The sequence below is a fragment of the Actinomadura sp. KC06 genome, assembly GCF_004348735.1.
GTDB lineage: Bacteria > Actinomycetota > Actinomycetes > Streptosporangiales > Streptosporangiaceae > Spirillospora.
In genome coordinates this window covers 1-24,352 of the sequence record NZ_SMKT01000089.1, presented here as the reverse complement: position 1 = coordinate 24,352, position 24,352 = coordinate 1, and the positions used below count along the sequence as shown (strand labels likewise).

The window sequence follows — 24,352 nt, the reverse complement described above, 5'->3', positions numbered from 1 at the left end:
GCAGAGGGAGAGAGCGCATGAGCGGTGAACTCGTCCCCGCGTCCAACGCACTGACCGCACGGTGGGCCAGGGAAGCATGCGACGGCTCGACCACGGTCCTGTCCGGCGCCGGGGTGTGGCCGCTGCTGGCGTTCCTGGCCGCCGCGTCGCGCGAGCCGGGCCGCGCGGAGCTCCAGCGGGCCATCGGCGTCGACGCCGCGGGCGCCGACCGGCACGCGCGCGTCGCGCTGGGCATGCTCGCCAGCGCGACCGCGGCGACGGGCGCGTTCGGCGTGTGGGCGCGCGCGGAGCTTCCCGTGGAGCCGTGGTGGCACAAGGTCGTCCCCGCCGATGCGCGCGGCGAGCTGACCGGCGAGACCTCCGACGACCAGGCCAGGCTGGACGAGTGGGTCCGGCGGAACACGAGCGGCCGGCTGACGGAGATGCCGGTGCAGGTCCGGCGGGAGACGGCGCTCGTGCTCGCCACCGCGCTGACCGTCGACACGCGCTGGAAGGAGCCGTTCCAGGACGTTCCGCTCAAGCCCGCGGACGGCCCGTGGGCGGGGCGCGCCAAGGCGGTGGCGGGCCTGACGCACTCCAGCCCCGACTTCAACCGGCTCACCCTTGCGGAGGAGACCCCGGCGGGCCCGGTCACGCTGCTGACCGTCCACGGCGAGGACGACGTCGACGTGATCCTCTGCATGGGGGAGCCCGGCCGTCACCCCGGCGGCGTGCTCGCCGAGGCGATGGCGGCCACCGACGGGCAGCACCGGCTCCGCCGCGGTGAGACGCTGCTCAAGCGGACCCTCGCCGAGAAGGCGCCCGGCCTGCGGGTGGACACGGCCCTGGCGTTCGAGCCCCAGACGACCCTCACCGCGACCACCGTACGCTTCGACGTCGCCGCCGAGCACGACCTGCTGGCCCGCGCCGGGGTGTTCGGGCTGGCGACCGTCTCGACCGCGGACGGCCGCGGCCACCTGCCCGGCATCAGCCGGACCCCGCTGGCGGTCGGCCAGGCGGCCCAGGACGCCACCGCCACGTTCAGCGCGGAGGGGTTCAAGGCGGCGGCGGTCACGGCGATGAGCGCGGTGCCTGCGGGCGCCCCGATGGCGGAGGCGAAGGTCCTGAACGTGACGTTCGACCGGCCGTTCGGGTTCCTGGCCTGGCACCGGCCGACCGGGCTCGTCCTGCTCGCCGGCTGGGTCGCCGACCCCGAGGACTGGACGCCCCCCGGCCCGGGCGCCGACCCGGCGACGGGACCCTGACAGGGATCAGCCGGGACGGCGCGCCCGCACGAACAGCTTGGTCCCCGGCCGCCCGCAGACCGGCAGCCGCCGTTCGAGGACGGCCGCCGCCCGCAGCGCCTCGTTGACGATCGGGTGCAGCGGGGCCAGATCCTCGCGGCGCGCCGTCCGGTGCCTGAGCCTGCGCAGGAACGGACGCAGCAGCACGCCCCTGCTCCACACCCGCTCCAGCACCAGCCCCGCGCCCTCGATCAGCTCCACGAGCGCCCGGCGCGTGTAGCGGCGGACCCGGCCGAGCGCCACGTCCTGCGCCGACCACAGCGCCATGTCGGACGGGACGGACACCAGCGCCGTCCCGCCGGGCCGCAGCACCCGGGTGATCTCCGCCGCCGCGCGCGCGTCGTCCTCGATGTGCTCCAGGACGTCCAGGGCCAGCGCCAGGTCGTACCGGCACGGCGGGAGCGGCAGGTAGCGCGCGTCGCCCTCGTACGCCTCCACGCCGTGCGCGCGGGCCAGCGCCACGGCCGACGGGTTCAGGTCGATCGCGGTGGCGTCCCAGCCGTGCTCGGCGAGCACCCGCGAGGCCGTGCCCGCCGCCGCGCCGATGTCGACGGCCGTCCCCGGCACGCTGAACCGCAGCAACTCCGCGGACAGGATCTCGCGGCGCTCCCGGTACCACCAGTTGTCGTTCTCGATCAGCGCGATCCGCCGGAGCTCGATGGTGTCCACGGGACAAGCCGACGGCATGGACGGCGGCACGTTCCACCGACGCCGCCGTACGGCGGCGCATCGTTGACCGGCGCTTGACCCCGCCCCGGACGTCAGCGCTTCTCGGCGTCCGTGCTTGGCGGCGTCAGCGCTTCTTGCGGCGGCGGCGCAGCATGAACCGGACGCCCAGCACCAGCGCGACCAGCCCGCCGATCGCGGGGGCGGCCCGCTTGGCGACGGACGGGCCCGCGACCTCCAGCAGGTCGATCGCATCGTCCTCCCGCGCCACCCGCAGCGGCCTCTCCGGGCGCGCCGGACGCTGCGGCGCCTCGGCCTCGGCGGGACGCTCCGGCGCGACGTCCGGCAAGGGCGTGACGACCTCGGCGGTCGCGGGCCCCGGCTTGTCGGCGGCCTCAGGCGCGGGCTCAGGTGCGGGTTCGGGCGCGGATTCAGGCTTCGTCGCGGACGTCCCCCCGGCCTTCGCTCCCGCCTCCGCGGCGGCTTCCGGCGCGGCCTCGCCGGACGTCTCCAGCTCGGCCGCCAGCGCCTTGGCGAACCGGTTGATGATCTTGGAGCCGACCTCGGACAGGATGTTGCGGCCGAACTGCGCGGGCCGTCCCGTCACGTTCAGCTTCGTGTGGACGGTCACGCACGTCGTGCCGTCCTCCTCGTGCAGCTTCGCCTGGACGGTCGCCGACGCCGTCCCCGAGCCGCGGGCCTCCTTCGCGGACGCCTCCAGGGTCACCGTGCGGGACGACTCGTCGGCGGAGACGATCCGCGCGGATCCGCGATAGGTGACGGTCATCGCGCCGACCTTCACCTTCATCCGCCCCTTGTACTCGTCGCCCTCGACGGAGTCGAGCGTGGCGCCCGGCATGCAGGTCGCGACGCGCTCCACGTCCAGCAGCACCGACCAGGCCTGATCCACCGGTACGGGGACGGTGAAATCGTGGTCGAGTTCCATGATCGTTGTCCTTATCGTCCGGAGAACTACCGTGACCCTACGGCGGTCGACTGCTCGGTCGCCAGTCGGGTGCCGGGTACCCGGAACCGGGTACCCGGCGACACGACGAACAATCAAACGGCCGCGGCGGCCAGGGCCCGCGAGGTCAGCACGGTCGCCAGATGCGACCGGTACTCCGACGACCCGTGCAGGTCACCGGGCGGCTCGGTGCCCTCGGTCGCGTGCTCGGCCGCGGCCCTGAACGAGTCCTCCGATACGGGACGCCCCCTGACGGCGTTCTCCACCCCGCCGGCCCGCACCGGCGCGGGGCCCATGTTGGTCAGCGCGACACGTGCCTCCTCGACGGCGCCGCCATTGCGGCGCACCGCGCACGCGACGCCGACGATGGCCCACGCCTGCGCCGTCCGATGGAACTTCTCGTAGTGCACGCCCCAGCCGGAACCCAGCTTCGGCACCCGCACGCCGACGAGCAGCTCGTCCGGCTCCATCGCCGACGTCATCCAGTCGACGAAGAACTCCGACGCCGGGATCTCCCGCTCGCCGCGCACGGACCGGACGAGGAACACCGCGTCCAGCGCCAGCGCGACGGCCGGGAGGTCGCCCGCCGGGTCGGCGTGCGCGAGCGACCCGCCGAACGTGCCGCGGTGCCGGACGGCCGGGTCGGCGACCGTCTCCGCCGCCTGCGCGATCAGCGGGACGTGCTCGCGCACCAGCGGGTCGCGGATGACCTGGTGGTGCGTGGCCATCGCGCCGATGACCAGCGAGTCGCCCTCGTCGCGGATCTCGCGGAGCGCGCCGATCCGGCCGACGTCGACGAGCGCGTCCGGGATGGCGAGCCGGAGCCGCAGCAGCGGCATCAGGCTCTGCCCGCCGGCGAGGACCTTCGCGTCCTCGCCCGCGTCGGACAGCACCCGGACGGCGTCCTCCACCGAGGCGGGCCGTGCGTAGTCGAAAGCCGCCGGAATCACAGTGCACCTCCTGCCGAGCCCGTGCCGGAACCCGATGCCGAGCCGAGGCCGCCGCCAGCGCCGGGCTCCGCCGTCTCCGGTTTCGCCTCCGCGCGCAATGCGCGCCAGACGCGCTCCGGCGTGCACGGCATCGGGACGTCGTTCACGCCGTACGGGCGCAGCGCGTCCACGATCGCGTTGACGACCGCCGGGGTGGACGCGATCGTGCCCGCCTCCCCGACGCCCTTCACGCCCATCGGGTTGGACGTCGCGGGCGTCTCCGTCCGGTCGGTCGTGAACGTCGGCAGGTCCGCGGCCGACGGGACGAGGTAGTCGGCCAGCGTGGTCGTGGTCAGGTTGCCGTCCGCGTCGTAGACGGCCTCCTCGTACAGGGCCTGCGCGATGCCCTGCGCGAGCCCGCCGTGCACCTGGCCCTCCACGATGAGCGGGTTGACGACCTTTCCCACGTCGTCCACGGCGACGTACTTGCGGAGCTTCACCATCCCGGTCTCGGTGTCGACCTCCGCGGCGCACAGGTGCGTGCCGTGCGGGAAGGAGAAGTTCTCCGGGTCGAACGTGGCGTCGGCGTCCAGCGACGGCTCGATGCCGTCCGGGAGGTCGTGCGCGGCGAACGTGGCCGTCGCGATCTCCTGCAGCGTCCTGCCCTCCTCCTGGACGCCCCGGACGCTGAACCGCCCGCCGGTGAACTCCAGGTCCTGCTCGGCGGCCTCCAGCAGATGCGCGGCGACCTTCCGGGCCTTCTCCACCACCTTGTCGCATGCGGAGAACAGCGCGACGCCGCCGACGGCCAGCGAACGCGACCCGTACGTATCCATGCCCTTGGGCGAGATGGCCGTGTCGCCGTGCAGCACCTTCACGTCCTCGAACGGGACACCGAGCCTGTCGGCGGCGATCTGCGCCCAGGCCGTCTCGTGGCCCTGCCCATGCGGCGACGAGCCGGTGATCACCTCGACCTTGCCGGACGCCAGTACGCGCACGGATGCGTGCTCCCAGCCGCCCGCGCCGTAACTCAACGAACCCAGCACGCGGGACGGTGCCAGGCCGCACATCTCCGTGAACGTCGACACGCCGATGCCCAGCTGCACCGGATCCCGCCGTTCACGCCGGTCGGCCTGCTCCGCGCGCAGCTTGTCGTACTCGAACAGCTCCAGCGCCTTGTCCGTCGCCGCCTCGTAGTTACCGGAGTCGTACGTCAGTCCCGCGATCGTCTCGTACGGGAACTCCTCGTGCGCGATCCAGTTACGGCGCCGTATCTCGATGGGGTCGACGCCAAGTTCGGTGGCGAGTTCGTCCATCATGCGCTCGATGGCGTAGGTGGCCTCTGGACGGCCAGCGCCTCGGTACGCGTCTGTCGGCGTCTTCGTCGTGAAGACGCCCGTGCAGGTGAACGAGTACGCGTCCATCTTGTAGATGCCGTTGTACATGAACGCGCCGAGAATCGGGATGCCCGGTGTGACGAGCATCAGGTACGCGCCCATGTCGGCCAGGATGTCCGCCTTGAAACCGCGGATCCGTCCGTCGCGCTCTGCGGCGAGCGTCAGCCGCTGTATCTGGTCGCGACCGTGGTGGACGGTCATGTTGCCTTCGCTGCGCGACTCCGTCCATTTCACCGGACGGCCGAGCCTGCGGGCCAGCAGCAGCGCGAGGACCTCCTCGCCGTACACCTGCAGCTTGGAGCCGAACCCGCCGCCGACGTCCGGTGCCACGACCCGTATGCGATGCTCGGCGATCCCGGTGACGGTGGCCAGCATCAGCCGCAGAATGTGCGGGATCTGCGTCGCCGAGTACAGCGTGAAGTCGTCCCCGTCCGGGACGCACAGCACCGACCGCGGCTCCATCGCCGACGGGATGAGCCTCTGCTGCACGTACTCGCGTTCGATGACGACAGGGGCGTCCCTCATCGCGGCGTCGAGATCCCCGTTCTCGAACACCCACGTGTAGGACTTGTTCGTCCCCAGGTCCTCATGGACGAGGTCGGACCCTTCCGCAAGGGCCGCGTCCATGTTCAGGACCGCGGACAGCGGCTCGTAGTCGATGTCGATCTCGTCCAGGGCGTCGAAGGCCGCGTGCTTGTCCCGCGCCACCACGCACGCCACCGGCTCGCCCGCGTACCGCACCTCGCTCACCGCCATCGGCGGATGGTCCGGATGGTTCATGTCGTCGGTGACGACCCACGCGCACGGCAGCGAACCCTGCTCGCCGGCGAAATCCGCGCCGCTCAACGCGGCGACCACTCCGGGACGCCCCTTCGCCTGCGAGGTGTCGACGCGGACGATCCGCGCGTGCGCGTGCGGGCTGCGCAGGAACGCCACGTGCAGCGTCCCCTGCGGGGTCATGTTGTCCGTCCACTGCGTCCGGCCCCTGATGAGCCGGGCGTCCTCCGACCGTTTCCGCGGGGAGCCGATCTCCGCCCTGGTGCCACCCTCCTGGATCGTCACGGCGTCACCTCCTGGCCCGCGGGTTCCCGCATCTCCTTCGCCGCGCGCCGGACTGCCTTGACGATGTTCTGGTAGCCGGTGCACCGGCACAGGTTGCCCTCGAGGCCCTCCCGGACCTCCGTCTCCGACGGGTCGGCGTTCTCCCGCAGCAGGTCGAGCGACGCCATGATCATGCCGGGGGTGCAGTAGCCGCACTGGAGCGCGTGCTCCTCATGGAAGGCCCGCTGCATCGGATGCTCGGTCCCGTCGATGCCGAGGCCCTCGACGGTCGTCACGTCGGCGCCGTCCGCCTGGACGGCGAGCACGGAGCAGCTCTTCACGCTCATGCCGTCCATCAGGACGGTGCAGGCTCCGCAGTTGCTGGTGTCGCAGCCGACCGGGGTTCCGACCTTCCCCAGCCGTTCGCGCAGATAGTGGACGAGCAGGAGGCGCGGTTCGACGTCGTCCTCGTACGTCGCACCGTCGACCTCGACACGGATACGTGGCATGCGTTCCTCCCAGGGACGCTCGCGGGGTGGACTCGGAGCGAGACGTCCCTGGGCGGTGCGCGTGGATCCGGCCACGTCATCGAGGCCACCTCCGTGGAAGGCGACCCTACGAACCTATGCCGGGGTTGAATCCCGTACTAGCCCCCGGCCCTGCCTATTTACCGATCTGTGGCCGACGCATGGCGGCTGGTGCACGCGCAGCAGAACCGGCAGGTCTGCTAGTGCACGCGCAGCAGAACCGGCCAGGTCTTCGGGCCGACGACGCCGTCGGCGTCGACGCCGCCCCACCGCTGGACCGCCTTCACGGCGGCCTCGGTCGCGTCGTCGAACCGGCCCGTCATGGTGATCTCCGGGTGGCTGCGCGCCATCAGCAGCCCCTGCAGGCTCTGCACGTGCTCACCCGAGTCGCCCTTGCTCAGTTCCGGGAGTTTCTTCACCATGTCCTCCGTCCAGTTGCCCCCGCCGTACGCGGGTCGTCCGTAGCCGGCGATGACACTGGAGCTTCTTACGCGGCGCTTGCACGCGTCGCCGGTGTTGGCCTCGATGGTCTGCAGGCGTCCGCCGCCGAGGACCTTCTCGACGACGCCGACGTGGTCGATCGCGCCGATGGAGTTGGTGGCGCCCCAGTCGAAGAAGACGATGTCGCCGGGCTTGGCCTGGTTGACGCTCGCGGTCGTCCCGCTGTGCCAGCGTCCGGCCTTTTGGAAGTCCTGCGCGTGCCAGACCGTGTAGGCGCGGTCGCCGCCGGGCAGGACGGCGGACGCGTTCCCGCTGTGCCGCGCCCAGTAGGTGACGGCCATGTCGCACCACGCGGCTCTGAGGAACTCGTCCCCGTGCCGCTCCGCGTACTCCTTGGTGATCTTGTTCGGGCGGCCCGACATCCCGATCGACTTGCGCGCCTCGGCGATCATCTTCGCGGCGCTCATCCGGCGTCCTCGGCTTCCTCGCCGCGGAAGTACCCGTCGTCGGGCTCGCCGTACAGCTCGCCGAGGACCTGCTCCTCGTCCGCTTCGGTGGGCTGGTGGACGCCCGGATTGACGTCCACTTCGTCCATAAGCGCGGCTTCTGCGCTGTCTGTTCTGTTTTGGGGGGTCACGTGCTCCTCCTGGAGCGTTGTCTCCGCCGTCCCTTTACGTAAGGGACTCCGTACCGACCGTAATGGCCTGACCCTCTCCTTCTCCGGTTTTCGCCGCAAAACACACCCAAGCGCGGCATCTGCCTCCCCACCAGGTAAGACATCCGGAAACCCGGCGGCTTCCCCCGTCCCGGGAGTGTGCGAAACCCGGGTGTTCGGGGGTAGAGGCGCTCTATGTTCTTTTTCTCGTCCCGGCTGGGATGTCTCGGGTCGCTGGCCGTGACCCTCGTCCTCACCTGGGTCGCGTACCTGATCCTCAGCCGCTGAGGGCGGCGCGCTCCTGCCGGCAGATGTCGCGGATCTCCTCGGTGGCCTTGGCGAACCGGAAGGTCTCCTCGTCGGACATCCGGTCCTTGCCGCCCGAGGCGATGACGGTGTCGACCTGCTCGGCGAGGCCGTCGTCCTTCAGGTCCGGGCGGACCTCGCGGAGCGCGCCGAGGACCTGCTCGGCGGTCGGGTCCGGGGTCTTCGCGAGCGCGGACGAGATCTTCGCGCAGTCGGCCCTGCGGTCCGCGGCGCCGTCCGAGCAGGCCGTCAGGACGAGGCCGCCCGCCAGGGCGAGGCAGAGGGCCGTCGGGGCGTGGACGCGCTTCACGCCGACGATGGTCCCACGAACGCCCCTCAGCGGCGGGGCGTCAGGGCCTGGCTGTAGAGGGCTTTGCCGTCCAGGTCCCGCAGATGGACGGTCAGCGTCCCGGTGTGCGCGTCGATTTCCACGTCCCCGAAGAACTGGTAGCCGTCGGCGGGCGAGGTGTTCGCCTGCGGCGCCGGCTGGGCGAACTTGAGCTGCGCGCCGAACGTCCCTTCGAGCTTGTTGGGACCGAAGGCGCCGGCGTTGAGCGGGCCGGAGACGAATTCCCAGAAGGGATCGAAGTCGCTGAACCCGGCCTTGGACGGGTCGTAGAAATGGGCCGCCGTGTAATGGACGTCGGCCGTCAGCCAGACCAGGTTCCGGACGCGGTGCCGCCGCGCATAGGAGAGCAGATCGGCGATCTCCCGTTCGCGGCCCAGCGGCGCGCCGCCGTCGCCCTGCGCGATCCCTTCCTGGGCGGCGGAGCCGTCGGGGACGATCAGGCCGATCGGCAGGTCGGCCGCCATCACCTTCCAGGTCGCCTTCGAGCGGCGCAGCTCGCGCTTCAGCCAGGCCGATTGCTCCGCGCCGAGAAGGGCGTTCTGCTGGGTCGGGGAGTCGTTGGCGTCGTTCGGCGACTTGTAGGTGCGCATATCGAGGACGAAGACGTCCAGCAGCGGCCCGTAGGAGATCTTGCGGTAGATGCGGCCCGTGCGGGACGACCTCATCGGCGTGTACTCGAAGGCGGCGCGGCGGGCGCGGGCGGCCAGGACGTCCACGCGCTTCTCGGTGTACTGGGGAAGGTCGAGGATCTCGCCCGGATACCAGTTGTTCACGGTTTCGTGGTCGTCCCACTGGTAGATCATCGGGACGTGGGCGTTGAAGGCCCGGAGGTTGGCGTCCAGCAGGTTGTAGCGGAACTGGCCGCGATATTCGGGAAGGGTCTGCGCGACGGCCGACTTCTCCGGTGTCACGAGGTTGCGCCAGGTCCGGCCGTCCGGCAGCTTCACCGTCTCGGCGAGCGGGCCGTCGGAGTAGACGAGGTCGCCGCTGCACAGGAAGAAGTCGGGATCGACGGCGCTCATCGCCCTGAAGATCCGGAAGCCGCCGAGGTCGGGGTTGATGCCCCAGCCCTGGCCCGCGAGGTCGCCCGACCAGACGAAGCGGACGTTCCGGCCGCGGTCGTGCGGCGCGGTGCGGAAACGGCCCGTCACCGGCTCGGACGTAACGCGTCGGTCGAGGTCGGCCAGCCGGACGCGGTAATGCAGTTCCGCGCCGGCCGGGAGACCGCGCAGGAGCGCCTTGCCGGTGAGATCCGTGTCGGGCGTCAGGACGGGGCCGTGCACCGTCCGGGCATGGCGGAAGTCGGGGCGGCGGCTCACCTCCACCAGCATCCGGGCGGGACGGTCGGAGCGCGCCCACACCACGCCCTCGCGGGCCGTCACGTCGCCGCTCTGCACGCCGTGGGTGAGCCGCGGGCGGCCGCCGCGCAGGAGCGCCGCCGTCGCGGGCGTCCTCGTCGCCCGCGCCGATCCGCCGCTGAGCAGGGCGAGCGTCGCCCCGCCGGTCGCGGCGAGGCCACCGCGCAGCACGCTTCGACGGTCCATGAACGCTCCGTTCGTTTCGTCCCGGTTTCGGTCCCCTGTTCCGGACGCATGATCCGCGCGCCGGGCGGATACCCGATGGACACTCGGTGATCGGCTTGACAAGCTTTGGTTACCGAGTGTCTCCTTATACGCATGTCCGCGCGCACCCTCTCTGACAGCCCCGTGGCCCTGGGCCGCGTGGCCAGCGCGCTGTGTCCTTCGTGTTGTCGCTGAAGCCCCTTTCGCCTTCCTTTCCAGCTGACACACGAATACTAAGGACCTTTCCGTGGACCTCTCGGTGGCTCCCGACATCACGATGCACGGCCAGGACGACCCGCACGACCGCGCGATCACCGTCCGCCCGCCGACGGTCGGGCAGCTCGCCACCCGCGTCAGCGACCTCGCCGGACGTCCGGCGGAGTGGTGGCGGCTCGTCGGATTCGACGCCTCAGGCCCCGTGCACGTCGCGCTGGACCACCAGGTGTGGCTCACCACCTGGCCGCCCGGCCACGGCGGAACCGTGCACGGGCAGGTCAGCACGCTGATCGCGGGCGAGCTGGCGGAGGTGACGATCGCGGAGCGCGGTGTCACCGAGCGGCCGCTGAGGGCCAACCGGGTCAGGGTCCACGGCGGCCCGCACACCCTGACGAACCCCGGCCCCGCGTTCGCGGTAAGCCTCCACGCCGGCGCGCCGACCCCGTCGGCCTCGTCGAGCCCGGCTGCCACAGGTGATGCGCAGTCCGTCAGGCCGCCCGTCCAGGCGACGGCGGCTCCGTCAGGACGTTCATCAGCCTGATCGGGATCGGCGTCAGCGTTCGTCGGTCAGGTAAGGGGACGCGGCCTCTCGGCCGATCAGGGGCATCAGCGCGAAATAGGTCAGGGACGGCAGCAGCGACGGCAGCTCGTCCGCCTCGCCCGTCTCCATCTGGACGTGGATCGCGCTGTAGATGCCGCCGACGATCGCGTCCGCCACCGCGACCGGGATCGGCGCCGGCAGCGGCCCGGAGAAGAACGCGCGGAACCGGTTGAGGGTGTCGATGCGCGCCTGCCTGACCTGCGGGCCCGCCGCGTTCGCCTCGACCAGCGACGCCCGCGCGAACCGCGGCTCCCGGGCGAGCGCGGTGAGCATGGTGCGCAGCGCCGCGTGGATCCCGTCCGGCCAGGACGGCGCCGCCTCGTACGCCTCCGTCATGCGGCCGAGGAGGATGTCCATGCCGCGCCGGTAGGCGGCGAGGAAGCACTCGTCCAGGTCGGCGAAGTGGGCGTAGAACGTCTTCTTCGTGACGCCGGCGCCCTCGGTGACCCGGCTGATCGTGGTGTGGGCGAAGCCGTGCTCGGACACCACGTGGACGAACGCGTCGATCAGCCGCTCGCGCTGGATGCCGGCGACGGTCTCGGGGGAGAGGCCGTGCCGTCCCGGCTTGATGGCGCGTCCCGGGTCCAGCGCGGACCGGGAGCCGGGCAGCACATCGGTGTCGCTCGCCTCCGGCGCGCCGGTCTGACCTGACATCCGACCTCGTTCCGATCACCTGCCGTCGGGGCCAGGTTACTTCCCGTTCCCGGCGGGCGTCGGCGCGAGCCCCCGGGAGCGGCGGCGGTGCCGGATCGGGCGGTGTCAGCGCAGGTCGCGGCGGCGTGATCGGGTCAGCACGCGGACCGTCCCGACCAGGCCGAGGCCGATCAGCACCACGGGCAGCAGCGTCGTCGCGGACAGGACGTTCTCGTCCGCCAGGCCGTCCGCGAGGAACAGGCCCGCGAGCGCCATGAAGAACAGGCCGGTGACGGGCCCGGCCGGGTCGAACCGGCTCCGCCTGGACGACTTGCGCATGCCGGTCCCCCCGCTTTCAGCCACGGTTCACGCTCACATCGCCGACCTTCCCCCGTATCCGGAGGACGATCACCGGCGGATCGACCGGTTCGCCGTCCGGCTCCAGCGTCCGGACGACCCTGGCCCGCGGCCCGCCGGTCGTCCGGTTGTCGATGCGCAGGTCACCGAGCGCGATCCGCGCGTCCACCTGGACCCGGGCGGTTCGCGGCACGCGGACCGCCAGCCCGCCGAGCGCGACCTCGGCGTCGATCGTGACGCGCTGCCCCGCCGCCAGGCGCAGCGAGGTGAGGTCGAGGTCGCCGTGGCCGACGCCGATCTTGTACACCTGGTTCGTCTGCGCGACGTCCGTGGGACGCCATTCGACCTCGCCGTACTCGGCGTTGCGCGGCGCCTCGCCCGCGACCGTGGTGGTCAGCATGGCCAGCGTCAGCACGGTGCCGGCCGCCGCGAGGCCCCGCGTCCGGAACCAGCCGCCGACGACGAGGCCGATCCCGACGACCGCGAGCGCGGGCGCCATGACGATCAGCGAGGAGTCCGGGTACGGGTAGCCCTGCGCGACCGGGATCATCGCGGCCCCGGCGGCCATGGCGGCCAGCAGCGTGATCGCGGCTGCCGGGGAGCGGCGGGAGTCGTTGGGCCGCTCGCCCCGGTGGTCGTCGCGGCGGTCGTCCAGGCGGTCGTCCGGGCGGTCGTCCCAGTGGTCGTCCGGAAGGGTGCCGGTTTGCGCCGCCGAGTACGCGGCCAGGTCGATCATGCCTTCGGGCAGGCTGCCGGTGCCCGGCGCGGCGGACGGCGCGTCCTTGGACAGGGACACGCCGCCGCCGACGACGGTCTCCGATCGCGTCCACTGCGCGGAAGGCTCCGGCGGATGCCCGGCCAGCCGTTCCGGGACGGACCGTGCCACCGACACCAGGTCCACGCCCCGCGAATGCGCCACCAGCAGCGCCAGCCCGAACACGACCAGCAGCGCGATCGTGTCGGTCACCTGGGCGCCGAAAAGGCTGAACACGACGCCGGCGGCCAGCAGCGCGCCGAGGATCGACAGCACGGCCGCGGCGTCGAACCACCGCTTGAACATCGACTCCGCGAACGCCGACGCGCCCGGGCTCGCGGGCATCAGCAGCGCGGCCGCGACGTAGAGGAAGACTCCTTGCCCGTGCGCGAGGACCAGGATCGCGAACCCCACCCGGAAGACGACCGGGTCGATGCCGGTGTAGCGGCCCAGCCCGGTGCACACGCCGGCCAGCACGCGCCGCCCGCCGTCCCGCGCCAGCCGCTGATATCCCTGGACGTTCTGCCGTCCGCCCTCGTGGCGGCCGCTTTCCTGCTCGCTGCCCATGGCCACCATCCTGGCGCGCGGCGTCCCGCGGACGGTATCGGGGACGTCCCTGAACCGACCCTGAGAGAAAGCCGGGGTGCGCCCCTGATGCGGTTCGCGGCCCGGCGTGTGACGATCGTTGACGTGGGAGAACCTTGGAAAGGGCGGCGGTGAGCGGGGAGACGGCAGGGCAGCCCGGCGCGACGTCCGCCGCTGGTGCCACGGCCACGGCCGCGGTCGCGGCGCCGGTGACGCCGGACGCCTCGGGACGGCTGCAGCGCGCCGCGGACGGCAGGCTCATCGCCGGAGTCTGCCGCGGCCTGGCCGTGCACCTCGGCGTCGAGGTGCTGATCGTCCGGGCCGCGTTCGTGCTGCTGACGGTGGCGAGCGGGATCGGCGTCGCCGCGTACATCGCGTTCTGGATCCTGGTTCCCGCGGCCGAGACGCCCGAGGCGTCCGAGACGGCGGCGACCCGGCGGCGCGGCCGCGACTGGGGGCAGCTGCTTGCCTACGCGGCGGTCGCGATGGGTCTGGCCGCGCTTCCGTGGGGCGCGGCCGGGGTCGTCCAGTGGGCGCTGTGGCCGTTCGTCGTCGGCGGCGTCGGCGCGGCGATCCTCTGGCAGCAGGCCGACCGCGACCAGCGGCAGCGGTGGACGCTCCCGCTGCGGCAGCGCTGGCTCCGCAGCGTCCTCGGCCTCCTGCTGGTCGTCGGCGGCATCGGCGGGTTCGTCGCGCAGAAGGTCGAGGCCGCCCAGGCCCGCTCCGTCGTCATCGCCATGCTGATCATCCTCACCGGGGTCGCGGTGATCGTGACGCCGTGGGTGGTGCGGCTGTTCCAGGACCTGGACGCCGAGCGGCACGAGCGCATCCGCTCCCAGGAGCGCGCCGAGCTGGCCGCGCACGTCCACGACTCGGTGCTGCACACGCTGACCCTCATCCAGCGGAACGCGCACGACACGCGGGAGGTGCAGCGCCTCGCCCGGTCCCAGGAGCGGACGCTGCGGACCTGGCTCTACCAGCCGCGCGCCGACCCCCACCAGACGTTCGCCGCCGCGATCAGGGAGGTCGCGGGGGAGGTGGAGGACGACCACGGCGTGCCGATCGAGATCGTCTGCGTCGGCGACACGGCGCTGGACGAGCGGCTCGGCGCCACCCTGCAGGCCGCGCGGGAGGCGATGGTGAACGCCGCGAAGTACGCCGAGGCGTCGTCGGTGTCGGTGTACGCGGAGGTCGAGGGCGACAAGGTCGCCATCTTCGTCCGGGACCGCGGCAAGGGATTCGACCTCGACCAGGTTCCGGACGACCGGATGGGCGTCCGAGGGTCCATCATCGGACGTATGGAGCGCAACGGCGGCAAGGCCACCGTCCGCACCGCGCCGGGCGAGGGCACCGAGGTGCGCTTGGAGATCAAGAAGTCGTGAATGGAGCGGACCGCGGGGCGCGGATCGTTCCTCAAGGGAGCTGGGCGTGAGCGAGGCGTTGAAGAAGGTCGTGCTGGTGGACGACCACCAGATGTTCCGTACCGGCGTCAAGGCGGAACTCGGCGGCGGCGTCGAGATCGTCGGGGAAGCCGGCGACGTGGACGAGGCCGTCTCGGTGATCCGGGCGGCGCGGCCGGACGTGGTGCTGCTGGACGTGCACCTGCCCGGCGGCGGCGGGATCGAGGTGCTGCGCCGGCTGCACGGCGCCGTCACGTCCAAGTTCCTGGCGCTGTCGGTGTCGGACGCGGCGGAGGACGTGATCGGCGTCGTCCGGGGCGGCGCCCGCGGCTACGTCACCAAGACGATCTCCGGGCCGGAGCTGACCGACGCGATCGGACGGGTCGCGGACGGCGACGCCGTGTTCTCGCCGCGCCTCGCCGGGTTCGTCCTGGACGCGTTCGCCGCCACGGACGTGCCCGCCGTCGATCCCGAGCTCGACCAGATCACCCAGCGGGAGCGGGACGTCCTGCGGCTGATCGCCCGCGGCTACGCCTACAAGGAGATCGCCAAGGAGCTGTTCATCTCGGTCAAGACGGTCGAGACGCACGTGAGCAGCGTCCTGCGGAAGCTGCAGCTGTCCAACCGGCACGAGCTGTCGCGCTGGGCCGCCGCCCGCCGTCTCGTCTGACCCGCCACCCGCCATGTGGGGCCCCGGCTGGTCATGGGCAAACGACAATGCATGCCCGTTCGGTGACGTGGCGTAAACAATTTCGGGGCAGGTGTAAGCAAATTGTCATAATCGTTTTGGGTGCATCATGATCGTCCCCGCCACCGGGTGTGGGACAGTCCCTCTTCATGAGCTATCCCCCCGGACCCGGACATCCCGGTCCCGCTCCACAAGATCCTTACCAACCTCCGCCAGCGCCGGGCGGCCCCGGCGGCCCCGGCGCCTACCCGCCCCCTCCGCCCGGCTCGCCCGGCGGGATGCCCGGCATGCCCGGCCCGCCCGGCTTCGAACCGCCGTCCTACGAGGGCAAGACCAACGGCGCGGCCATCGCCGCCTTCGTCACCGGCCTGCTCGGCTGCTTCGGCGTCCTCGGCATCATCTTCGGGATCGTCGCCCTCAAGCAGATCGGGGAGCGCGGCGGCAAGGGCCGCGGTCTCGCGATCGCCGGGATCATCCTGTCGTGCCTGTGGATCGTCGCCGGCGTGGCCGGCTTCCTGCTGCGCGGCTCCGACTCCGGCTCGTCCACGTCCGACGACCCCGGCGGCGGCCGCCCCACGACGGCCGTGACCAAGCCGGAGAAGGTGGACGCGCTGAAGATGAAGCTCGGCGACTGCATCAACGACGACTCGGGCGCCACCACCACCGCCACCGCCGAGCCGGTCGAGGTCGAGACCGTCAAGGTCGTCCCGTGCAGCGGGCCGCACGACGGCGAGGTGCTGGCCGTCTTCAAGCTGCCCGGCGACATGCTGCCGTCCGAGAACCAGCTGCGCCGGCTGGCCGAGGAGGGCTGCGACAAGCGCATCACCAGCAAGATCAGGCGCGACCCCGCGGGCGCCTCGCTCGCCACCTCCTACTACTACCCCACGCTCGAATCGTGGACGTCGGGCGACCGCAACGTCACCTGCGTCGCCGTGTCCGCCACCGAGGGCAAGAAGCTCACCCGGCCGATCCGCGGCTGACGGTCTGGTCCCTTCGCTGGGCGGCCGGCCCGCCGCCTGGCCCGGACCCCGATACCTGCAAGTCCGATATCTCTCAAGGACGTGAGTCGCGCATCGCGTCGACCACCATGTCCGAGACGTGCTCGACGGTGGCCACACCCGCCTCCATCGTCGGGCTGTCGCCGCTGCACACCGCCACGAGGAAGTCGTGGTCGCGTCCGGTGATGCGGCCGATGCTGTTCACCGCCCAGCCGTTCCCCTGATCGTGGACCGGCGTCCACCCGTTCTTCAGCGCCACCTTCTCGCCCGGACGCGCCGCCGCGCTGATCCCCCACGCCTGCTCGTCCACGACGGCGCCCATCAGGCCCCAGATGAACCGGCGGCCGGGCGCCTCGATCGGGCTCTTGTCCGACGCCAGGTTCGTGAGCAGCCGGACCTGGTCGGACGGGCTCGTCCAGGACGATCCCCACGACGTCGGGAAAGGCTTCGTGTCCGTCATCCCGAAACGCTTGTTGGCCTTCCGGACGCCCGCGCCGTGTCCGGCGTCGGAGTACAGGGCGTCCGCAGCCGTGTTGTCGCTCTCCCGGATCATCTGGCTCGCCAGGTCGCGCTCGCCGTCCGACAGCCCCGCGGACAGGCCCCGGTCAGCGCGCTGCCGCTGCCGCTGCAGCATGAGGCTCGCCAGGATGTCGACCTTCATGATGCTGGCGCTGACGAAGTCGCCCTTCTCGTTCTCCCCGAAGGACAGGCCCGTGCGGAGATCGGTCGCCATCACCCCCGCCTTGCCCGGACGCGTCCCGAGGTAGGTCCGGACGGCCCGCCGCAGCCCCGCCCGATCGAACGGACGGGCCTTGGCCACGGCCGCTCCCCGTCCGGCCGCCGTGCTGCCGACCGACTCCGTGGCGCCCGCCACGACGCCCTTGCGCTGCGGCACGTCCGAGACGAGCAGATGAGCGGTGAAGCCCGCCCCCGTGACGCCCGCCGCGACGGCGAGCACGATGATGTGACGTCGCATCGATCCCCCCGAATTCGTGCGACTCGCCCCGAGCCACGCGGGGCTTCTCCACTGCCGGTGCGCTCAGCCCCCGGCACCGCCGGAGCCCGTCACCGGGCGACGCCGGTCGCCGGGCGACGCCGGTTACAGGGCGCCTGGCAGGCGGGCCGGGCAGCCGGGTTCGCAGTGCTCGGAGTGCCGCGCCACCCGGCGGGCGTACGAGCCGAACCGGCGGCGCAGGATGGCCCTGGTGAGCGGGCCGGTGCCCGGGAACCCGTGGAACGCGCCGCGCCAGCGGATCAGCGTGCCCGCGTGGTGCGGCTCCAGCGTGACGTCGGCCCGGAAGCGGCGCGTCGGAGGCCCGGCGAGGACGACGCAGGCGGCCAGCGCCGTATAGCTCGCAAGCGCGGTGTAGCCGTAGTGCCGCGGCGGATCCCAGGCCACGACCTCCTCACGCCGCGTCGGGACGTACCGGACGGCCCCGACCCCGTTCGGATGCTCCGCGCCCGCGGACTCGCGCCGCGCGTCGCGCGTCCAGAACCCGCCCCATTCGGCCCACGCCTCCGCCACGCACAGATGCTTGAAGATCACCTCTGGCGCGGCCCTGGACGTGGCGGTGGCCTCGACCTCCTGCGCTCCATCGGCCCCATGCGGCATGTCAACCCCCCGTGTTCCGTCACATCGGGGCACATGCCCGATCTGGGGCCCATTACGGCCTGTGAGGGAACGTATTTGGAAAGTGATGACCTGGGGATCGCGGGTTCAGGCGGTGTCGATGACCTGGAACGACTCGGCCAGCCGGCCGTCCGGGAGCCCCGCCGCCGCGGCGTTGGCCGACAGCCAGCCGCGCAGCATCTCCTGCAGGCCGTCGCCCATGTGCCCGGTCTGGCTGGCATGCGCCCGCAGCGCGTTCACCTTCCGGTCGAACTGCTCGGTGATGTCGACGTAGTGGTTCACGACGGGCCCGCCGCTGAACCACACCTCGCGCGCCGTCCAGGCGTCGAGGCCCTCGTCGGCGAGCAGCTCGGGGAACGCGTACGGGTTGCGCGCGTCCGGGTAGACGGCGTCGAGCGCGGCCGAGCCGACCGCCCGGTGGTCGGGGTGGCTCGGATAGATCCGCTCGTAGTTGCGTTCCGGGCTCGGCATCAGCACCCGGTCCGGCCGTACCTGCCTGATCGCGCGGGCGATGTCGCGGCGCAGGTCCAGCGTGGCCTCCACCCGTCCGTCCGGGTAGCCGAGCCAGCGGATGTCGCTCACCCCGACGCACTTGGCCGCCGAGCGCTGTTCCTCGCGCCGCAGCGCGGCCATCTCGGCGCGCGTGATCCCGTCGTCGAATCCGCCGGCGTCGCCGTCCGTGACCATGAGGTACGCCACCTCGATGCCCCGGTCCGTCCAGCCCGCCACCGTTCCCGCGGCGCCGAAGTCGACGTCGTCGGGATGCGCCATCACGACGAGGATCCGCTGCACCTCGCCGTCGTCCAGAACATTGGTCACGGTTTCAACAATAAAGACCCTGAACGGTTACTGGTACACCCGCAGATCAGGAGAGATCCCTCACGCCGGGAAGGACTGGAGCGACGCGAGCAGCCGCTCCTGGAACGCCGCCACATCGCTGCCGGTCGCGACCTTGACCGGACGGCGGACGTCCTCGGCGGGCAGCGACCGCGCGTCCCACACGGTCGTGCCGCGCGTCAGCTCGCCCCGCAGCTCCACCCGGACCGGACGATGCGCGTACTCGCCGAGATCCGGGTCGACCGCCAGCATCGCGGCGAGCGCGTCGTGGATGACCGCGCCGCGGCGGCGGAGCGTCGGCGTGTAGGCGTCGATATAGAACTCCAGGACGCGGGCGGCGAACCGGGCGACCGGGGTGTCGTGCGCGGCCAGCCGGTCCAGCCAGTCGTCGTGGACGGCGGACGGGTGCGTGGCGTCCAGCGGCACCAGCACGACCGGCCAGTCCGCCGCGAACACCAGGTCGGCGGCCTCCGGATCGTGCCAGATGTTCGCCTCGGCGTGCGTGGTGATGTTGCCGGGGTGATCGAACGCGCCGCCCATGACGACGACCTCCCGGATCAGCGACGGCAGCTCCGCGTCCAGCAGCAGCGCCGCGCCGAGGTTCGTCAGCGGGCCGGTCGCGAGGAGCGTCAGCTCACCGGGCAGCGCGCGGGCCAGCCGGACGATCTGCGCGGCGGCCGGTTCCGCGACGGGCCGTCCAGCCGGTTCGGGCAGGTACGTGTTGCCCAGGCCGTCCGTGCCGTGCCAGTCGACCGCGTAGTGGACGTCCTGCGCCATGGGCCGATCCGCCCCCACCGCGACCGGCACCCCCTGCTCGTCCTGTCCACCTGCCTTGATTCCGGCGGCCTCCAGAACGCGCAGCGTGTTCAGCGCGCCCGTCAGCGGATGGACGTTGCCGTGGACCGTCCCGACGCCCACCAGCGTCGCCTCGCCCGCATGGACGAGCGAGGCCAGGTACAGCAGCGTCATCGCGTCGTCGATGCCGGTGTCGCAGTCGTACAGGAACGCGGGTGCCTTCGTCACGGATGCAACCTATAACGGACGATGATCGGTGATTGGGCCTGGGACGTCCGCCCGCACCGGGGTAGAGCTGAGACATGCGCAAACTCATCAACGCCCCGGCGGACGTGGTCTCCGACGCGCTGCGCGGCCTGGCCGCCGCGCATCCCTCGCTGAAGGTCGACCCGGACGGCGGGACGGTCGTGCGGGCGGACGCGCCGCGCGCCGGAAAGGTCGCCCTCGTCTCGGGCGGCGGGTCCGGTCACGAGCCGCTGCACGCCGGGTTCGTCGGCTACGGGATGCTCGACGCGGCCTGCTGCGGCGAGGTCTTCACGTCCCCGGTCCCGGACCAGATCATCGCGGCGACGATGGCGGTGAACGGCGGCGCCGGCGTCGTCCACCTGGTGAAGAACTACACCGGCGACGTCATGAATTTCCAGCTGGCCGCCGAGCTTGCCGAGGACGAGGACATCGAGGTCACGTCCGTCGTCGTTAACGACGACGTCGCCGTCGAGGACAGCACGTTCACCGCCGGGCGGCGCGGCACCGGCGCCACGCTGTTCGCCGAGAAGATCGCCGGTGCGCTCGCCGAGGAGGGCGCGGACCTTTCCGCCGTGGCCGCGGTGGCGCGCGAGGTGAACGAGCGCAGCCGGTCGTTCGGCGTCGCGCTGTCGTCCTGCACCGTTCCGGCCGCCGGGACGCCCACGTTCGAGCTCGGCGAGGACGAGATGGAGCTCGGCATCGGCATCCACGGCGAGCCGGGCCGCGAACGCGTCAAGATCGGCACCGCGGCGGAGATCGTGGACGCGGCGCTGAGTGTGATCGACGCCGACATGCCGCTGTCCGGGTCCGAGGTGCTGGTGCTGGTCAACGGGATGGGCGGGACGCCGCTCATCGAGCAGTACGTCGCCTACGCGGCCGCCGCCGAATGGCTGGAGGGGCACGGCGCGACCGTCGTCCGCCGCTTGGTCGGGCCGTTCGTGACGAGCCTGGAGATGGCCGGGTGCATGATCAGCGTGTGCCGCCTGACGCCCGAGCTGACCCGCCTCTGGGACGCCCCCGTCGAGACGCCCGGCCTGCGGTGGGGCCGATGAACGCGGGAGGGCCCGCGACCGCGGAGGATCTCGCCTCGTGGATCCGGCACGCCGCCGACCTGGTCTCCGCCGACGTCGACCGGCTCACCCGGCTGGACGCGGCCATCGGCGACGGCGACCACGGCCACAACCTCGACCGCGGCTTCCGCGCCGCCGTCGACGCGCTGCCCGGCGGCGACGCGCCGCCGGGCAAGGTGCTGGTCTCCGCGGGCTTGGCCATCCTGTCCAAGACCGGTGGCGCGTCCGGCCCCCTCTACGGGACGGCCCTGCGCCGCGCGGGCAAGGCCCTCGGCGACGCCGCCGACGTGGACGCCGCCGCGCTCGGCGCCGCGCTCCGGGCCGCGCTCGACGCCGTCCAGGACCTCGGGAAGGCGGCGGAGGGCGACAAGACGATGATCGACGCGCTCGCCCCCGCCGTCGCCGCCTACGAGACGGCTTTGGCGGACGGCTCCGGCCTCGCGGCCTGCGTGCGCGCCGCCGCCGACGCCGCGTCCGAGGGCGCGGAGGCGACCGTCCCGATGCAGGCCCGCAAGGGCCGGGCCAGCTACCTGGGGCCGCGCAGCGTCGGGCACATGGACCCCGGCGCGTCGTCCACCGCCCTCATCCTGCGCGCTCTGGCCGACGTCACGGAGGAGGGATGATGGTCGGGATCGTCATCGTCTCCCACAGCCGGACGCTCGCGGAGGGCGTCGCCGAGGTCGCCCGCGCGATGGGCGTCGGCAAGGCCGTCGTGGAACCCGCCGGCGGCGACTCGGAAGGACGGCTCGGCACGAGCATCGACCTCGTCGAGAGCGCCGTCGCCGCGGCGGACGGCGGCGACGGCGTGCTCCTGCTCGCCGACCTCGGCAGCTCCGTCCTCACCGCCAGGATGCTCATCGAGGACGCCGAACGCGATGACGTGCTGCTCGCGGACGCGCCGCTGGTCGAGGGCGCCGTCGCCGCCGCCTCGATGGCCGCGACCGGCGCGGACCTGGCCGCCGTCCGCGCCGCCGCCGAATCCGCCTTCGAGCACCGCAAGACCCTCTGACCTGGGGGTCTTACGCAGACGGCCCTTGGAGGAGGGTCCCGAGGACGGACGAATCGCCCACCGTCGGATCGCCCCGCACCTCGTACACGCGGGTCTCCTCCTCGTCCCGGACGGTGATCCGGTAGGCGGGCAGGTCGGCGCCGATCTCACCCTCGCCGCCGCGGGCCTGCGCGGCGGCGAGGGCGCCCACCGCCTCCTGGACGCGTCCGGCCCGCCCGGCGGGAAGGTCGGCGGTGTCGTACTGCGCGACGACCGTGTCCCGGCCGGCGAACCCGCCGGTGCTCTCGATCTTCACGCGCATTCCGCGCCGCACCTCCCCGCCGTTCCGTGCACGGTCTACTCGCTCAAGGCCCGGCCTACTTGCTGAAGGCCCGGCGCAGCTCGTCAAGGTCGTTCCGGAGGATGTCATCGTCCTCCAGCGACCCGCGCTTGGCCAGCTTCTCGGCGTCGACGACCTGGTACTCGGGCATCTGCATCGTCCCGCAGCAGCGGGACCTGTCCTGCTCGGCCCGCAGGCTCGCCGAGTGCTCGTCGAGCGCCTCGACCTCCGTGACGTCCTGCCCGTCCCCGGTGTAGTCGGCGTCGGTCATCTTCATCCGCCCGCTCATCAGGTCGGTCAGCGGCGTCGCCGCCGTCGTGATCTCCCGGACGGCGAACCGGTTGCGGATGAACGTCCGGTAGATCGCCGGGTCGCCGCGGCCCGCCGAGATCTGCAGCATCTTGTTCGCCACGTCCACGTACCGCGCATGGGTCGCCGGGGACGCCACGATCGCGTCGAACACCAGCCGGCACAGCGCGGACGCCGTCTCGATCAGCACGAGCGACGGATCCTTGGTGCGTCGCTGCCGCGCCATCTCGAACGTGTAGACGTCCGCCAGCACGTCGTAGATCGCGCCGGTGAACACCTGGGAGATCGCGTGCACCTCGTTGCCGACTTGGCTCAGCTTGAGGTCGTTGTCGGCGTTGCGCAGCCCGGACGGCATGCCGAGCGCCCGGCCGAACTCCTCGGCGACGTCCGCCAGGAACGACTTGTCGTGCAGGTTCGCCTTGGTGAGCGCGACGAGCGCCTCCGCCTGGTCCGGCTGCGCCAGCGCCAGGAAGATCGCCGTGAGGTCGCCGAACGACTCGTGCAGCCCGCCCGTCTGCGGCGGCCCGTCCGCCGACAGCCAGCCCGGCTTGAGCCCGTCCAGCAGGGCGTGACCCGTCTCGTGCGCGACGATGTCGAACGACCGGCAGGTGTGGACGACGTTCGTCTCGGGCTGCCCCTCCGGGGTGAAGAACAGGAACTTCAGGGCTTTCGCCGTCCGGCTGTAGAACGCGTTCGCGCCTACCCCGGCGCGCGGGAACACCGAGATGCGGTCGGTGTTGCCGCCGACGTTCCACGCGAACGGGATCGGGTTGCCGCCGTTGTGCCGCTCGTACATCGCGATGGCCTGCCGGACGACGGCGAACGTGTGCGCGCAGTCGAACTGCGGGCTGCCCGCGGCGAACACGAAGTCGCCGTTGACGTTGCGCGCCACCGGGGTGACGCCCTGCATCTCCGTCCGGACGCGCGCGTCCGTCGGCCCGTTCAGCACCACGGTCGGGACGAAGGCCAGCCGCGCGCCCAGCTCGGTGACCGACGGGTCCTGCTTGTAGATCAGGAACCGGTGCCCCGTCCGCGCCGGCACCGGAACGGGCACCGGCCTCGGAGCGGCCTGCGGAGCCGCCGGGGCGGCTGCCGATCCCAGCCGCTGCGCGGGAACCTCGATCTGCGTCGCCGCGGTGTTCCGCTGCTCCTGGAAGTCTTGCTGGTGGATCGTCATCGAAGCCACCTCCCCTTTACGGTGCGCGAGTCCCTGATGACCCTGCGCTCCCAGGACTGGACACGCCTACCCGAGCCGTGCTTCGTGCATGGCGTTCGCTATACCCCGCTGTCCGCGGTGCTCTGTGTACGGCGCGCGCTGTGGCTCTAGGTACGGGCCGGCCGGTCCGGCGGGTCGTGTCCGCCCCGTCCAGCCGAACGCTCCGCCGGTCAGGAGATCGAGTCAACCCACAGGCCCCAAAAGGCCTGCCGTCTGTCCACATGCTGCCGCCAAGCGTCCACATGCTGCCAACAGCCGTGACAACCCCCGAGTCGTGTAGGCGCGCTCCCAGGCTGAAACACCGCGGATGAAGCAAGCAAAGCGCCCTCGACGGCCCCCCGGAGAGCACAAGGCAAACGCCAGCGCGCGGAGAGGCCGCAGGGAGACAGCGGGCTGCGGGAGGCCACGGTGAAGACACCGCCGGACGCACAGAGGGCCCGGGAAGGCGCTATCGGGGCCGCGGAGAGGACGCGGGAGATTGCTGTCGGGAGCGGAGGGGCTGCGGGGAGGCGCTGGCGGAGTCGCGGGGAGGGCGCGAGCGAGATAGGCGGGCGCGGAGAGGTCATGGG

At 72.1% G+C, this 24,352-nt stretch carries 26 protein-coding genes; 8 read left to right on the top strand and 18 right to left on the bottom strand.

Annotation, left to right across the window (positions count from 1 at the left end; all coding sequences use genetic code 11):
* The first annotated feature begins 17 nt into the window (after positions 1-17).
* Positions 18-1,244: a serpin family protein gene (locus tag E1287_RS26095; RefSeq protein ID WP_131967698.1), complete on the top strand. Its 1,227-nt coding sequence runs from the start codon at positions 18-20 to the stop codon at positions 1,242-1,244.
* Positions 1,245-1,250: 6 nt separating this feature from the next.
* Here the strand turns inward: E1287_RS26095 and E1287_RS26090 are convergent, their stop codons facing one another.
* The 9 genes from E1287_RS26090 to E1287_RS26055 all read right to left on the bottom strand — a co-directional run bounded on the left by E1287_RS26090 (position 1,251) and on the right by E1287_RS26055 (position 10,102).
* Entirely contained in the window at positions 1,251-1,952 is a 702-nt protein-coding gene (locus E1287_RS26090; protein WP_131967697.1) for a class I SAM-dependent methyltransferase, read from the bottom strand.
* 124 nt (positions 1,953-2,076) lie between these two features.
* The gene (locus E1287_RS26085; protein WP_131967696.1) at positions 2,077-2,895 is read right to left on the bottom strand and encodes an SRPBCC family protein; all 819 of its coding nucleotides are present in this window, start codon (positions 2,893-2,895) and stop codon (positions 2,077-2,079) included.
* Between the two features lie 113 nt (positions 2,896-3,008).
* Positions 3,009-3,863, bottom strand: a complete 855-nt coding sequence (locus tag E1287_RS26080) for a xanthine dehydrogenase family protein subunit M (RefSeq protein ID WP_131967695.1) — start codon at positions 3,861-3,863, stop codon at positions 3,009-3,011.
* Positions 3,860-6,301: a xanthine dehydrogenase family protein molybdopterin-binding subunit gene (locus tag E1287_RS26075; protein WP_243719436.1), complete on the bottom strand. Its 2,442-nt coding sequence runs from the start codon at positions 6,299-6,301 to the stop codon at positions 3,860-3,862. Before E1287_RS26075 ends, E1287_RS26080 begins: the two co-directional genes overlap by 4 nt.
* Positions 6,298-6,789 (bottom strand): (2Fe-2S)-binding protein, encoded by a 492-nt coding sequence (locus tag E1287_RS26070; protein WP_131967694.1) that lies wholly within the window; start codon positions 6,787-6,789, stop codon positions 6,298-6,300. Before E1287_RS26070 ends, E1287_RS26075 begins: the two co-directional genes overlap by 4 nt.
* Before the next feature lie 218 nt (positions 6,790-7,007).
* Entirely contained in the window at positions 7,008-7,715 is a 708-nt protein-coding gene (locus tag E1287_RS26065; protein WP_131967693.1) for a peptidoglycan-binding protein, read from the bottom strand.
* Positions 7,712-7,843 carry a hypothetical protein gene (locus E1287_RS46400; protein ID WP_279506865.1) on the bottom strand — a complete coding sequence of 44 codons (132 nt, stop codon included), beginning with the start codon at positions 7,841-7,843 and terminating at the stop codon, positions 7,712-7,714. The genes E1287_RS26065 and E1287_RS46400 overlap by 4 nt, the downstream gene beginning before the upstream one ends.
* A 337-nt stretch (positions 7,844-8,180) precedes the next feature.
* A complete protein-coding gene (locus tag E1287_RS26060; protein ID WP_131967692.1) occupies positions 8,181-8,519 on the bottom strand; it encodes a hypothetical protein in 339 nt (112 codons plus the stop codon).
* Positions 8,520-8,545: 26 nt separating this feature from the next.
* Positions 8,546-10,102 carry an alkaline phosphatase D family protein gene (locus E1287_RS26055; RefSeq protein ID WP_131967691.1) on the bottom strand — a complete coding sequence of 519 codons (1,557 nt, stop codon included), beginning with the start codon at positions 10,100-10,102 and terminating at the stop codon, positions 8,546-8,548.
* Positions 10,103-10,367: 265 nt separating this feature from the next.
* On the opposite strand from E1287_RS26055, the gene E1287_RS26050 reads away from it, so the two are divergent.
* Positions 10,368-10,877, top strand: a complete 510-nt coding sequence (locus tag E1287_RS26050; protein WP_207934462.1) for a cysteine dioxygenase — start codon at positions 10,368-10,370, stop codon at positions 10,875-10,877.
* Between the two features lie 12 nt (positions 10,878-10,889).
* On the opposite strand, the gene E1287_RS26045 is transcribed toward E1287_RS26050, so the two are convergent.
* The 3 genes from E1287_RS26045 to E1287_RS26035 form a co-directional block, all read right to left on the bottom strand.
* Positions 10,890-11,591, bottom strand: coding sequence for a TetR/AcrR family transcriptional regulator (locus E1287_RS26045; protein WP_131967690.1), 702 nt, complete (start codon positions 11,589-11,591; stop codon positions 10,890-10,892).
* Between the two features lie 105 nt (positions 11,592-11,696).
* On the bottom strand, positions 11,697-11,933 hold the full coding sequence (locus tag E1287_RS26040; protein WP_243719435.1) for a hypothetical protein: 237 nt from the start codon (positions 11,931-11,933) through the stop codon (positions 11,697-11,699).
* Entirely contained in the window at positions 11,926-13,248 is a 1,323-nt protein-coding gene (locus E1287_RS26035; RefSeq protein WP_165969183.1) for a PspC domain-containing protein, read from the bottom strand. The genes E1287_RS26040 and E1287_RS26035 overlap by 8 nt, the downstream gene beginning before the upstream one ends.
* Positions 13,249-13,475: 227 nt before the next feature.
* Between E1287_RS26035 and E1287_RS26030 the strand changes: the two genes are divergently transcribed.
* The 3 genes from E1287_RS26030 to E1287_RS26020 all read left to right on the top strand — a co-directional run bounded on the left by E1287_RS26030 (position 13,476) and on the right by E1287_RS26020 (position 16,334).
* Positions 13,476-14,648, top strand: coding sequence for an ATP-binding protein (locus E1287_RS26030; protein WP_243719439.1), 1,173 nt, complete (start codon positions 13,476-13,478; stop codon positions 14,646-14,648).
* 46 nt (positions 14,649-14,694) lie between these two features.
* Positions 14,695-15,336 carry a response regulator transcription factor gene (locus E1287_RS26025; protein ID WP_279506855.1) on the top strand — a complete coding sequence of 214 codons (642 nt, stop codon included), beginning with the start codon at positions 14,695-14,697 and terminating at the stop codon, positions 15,334-15,336.
* A 305-nt stretch (positions 15,337-15,641) separates the two neighbouring features.
* Entirely contained in the window at positions 15,642-16,334 is a 693-nt protein-coding gene (locus tag E1287_RS26020) for a DUF4190 domain-containing protein (RefSeq protein WP_165969182.1), read from the top strand.
* Positions 16,335-16,407: 73 nt separating this feature from the next.
* Here E1287_RS26020 and E1287_RS26015 read toward each other — a convergent pair whose 3' ends face one another.
* The 4 genes from E1287_RS26015 to E1287_RS26000 all read right to left on the bottom strand — a co-directional run bounded on the left by E1287_RS26015 (position 16,408) and on the right by E1287_RS26000 (position 19,842).
* Positions 16,408-17,328 (bottom strand): serine hydrolase, encoded by a 921-nt coding sequence (locus tag E1287_RS26015; protein ID WP_131967687.1) that lies wholly within the window; start codon positions 17,326-17,328, stop codon positions 16,408-16,410.
* A 123-nt stretch (positions 17,329-17,451) separates the two neighbouring features.
* Entirely contained in the window at positions 17,452-17,964 is a 513-nt protein-coding gene (locus tag E1287_RS26010; RefSeq protein ID WP_131967686.1) for an SRPBCC family protein, read from the bottom strand.
* Between the two features lie 105 nt (positions 17,965-18,069).
* The gene (locus E1287_RS26005) at positions 18,070-18,753 is read right to left on the bottom strand and encodes a PIG-L deacetylase family protein (RefSeq protein ID WP_131967705.1); all 684 of its coding nucleotides are present in this window, start codon (positions 18,751-18,753) and stop codon (positions 18,070-18,072) included.
* Positions 18,754-18,861: 108 nt separating this feature from the next.
* Complete coding sequence (locus E1287_RS26000; protein ID WP_243719434.1) at positions 18,862-19,842, bottom strand: nucleoside hydrolase; 981 nt, start codon at positions 19,840-19,842, stop codon at positions 18,862-18,864.
* Positions 19,843-19,916: 74 nt separating this feature from the next.
* Here E1287_RS26000 and dhaK point away from each other — a divergent pair, with 74 nt between their 5' ends.
* From dhaK to dhaM, 3 genes are read left to right on the top strand one after another with little or no spacing between them, the layout of a single operon-like run.
* A complete protein-coding gene (dhaK, locus tag E1287_RS25995) occupies positions 19,917-20,912 on the top strand; it encodes a dihydroxyacetone kinase subunit DhaK (protein WP_131967685.1) in 996 nt (331 codons plus the stop codon).
* Positions 20,909-21,553, top strand: a complete 645-nt coding sequence (gene dhaL, locus E1287_RS25990) for a dihydroxyacetone kinase subunit DhaL (RefSeq protein WP_131967684.1) — start codon at positions 20,909-20,911, stop codon at positions 21,551-21,553. Before dhaK ends, dhaL begins: the two co-directional genes overlap by 4 nt.
* Positions 21,550-21,939: a dihydroxyacetone kinase phosphoryl donor subunit DhaM gene (gene dhaM, locus E1287_RS25985; protein ID WP_131967683.1), complete on the top strand. Its 390-nt coding sequence runs from the start codon at positions 21,550-21,552 to the stop codon at positions 21,937-21,939. The genes dhaL and dhaM overlap by 4 nt, the downstream gene beginning before the upstream one ends.
* Positions 21,940-21,949: 10 nt before the next feature.
* On the opposite strand, the gene E1287_RS25980 is transcribed toward dhaM, so the two are convergent.
* Together E1287_RS25980 and E1287_RS25975 are read right to left on the bottom strand one after the other, a co-directional pair.
* On the bottom strand, positions 21,950-22,240 hold the full coding sequence (locus tag E1287_RS25980; RefSeq protein ID WP_131967682.1) for a protealysin inhibitor emfourin: 291 nt from the start codon (positions 22,238-22,240) through the stop codon (positions 21,950-21,952).
* Positions 22,241-22,295: 55 nt separating this feature from the next.
* Positions 22,296-23,744 (bottom strand): hypothetical protein, encoded by a 1,449-nt coding sequence (locus E1287_RS25975; RefSeq protein WP_131967681.1) that lies wholly within the window; start codon positions 23,742-23,744, stop codon positions 22,296-22,298.
* Positions 23,745-24,352: the final 608 nt, after the last annotated feature.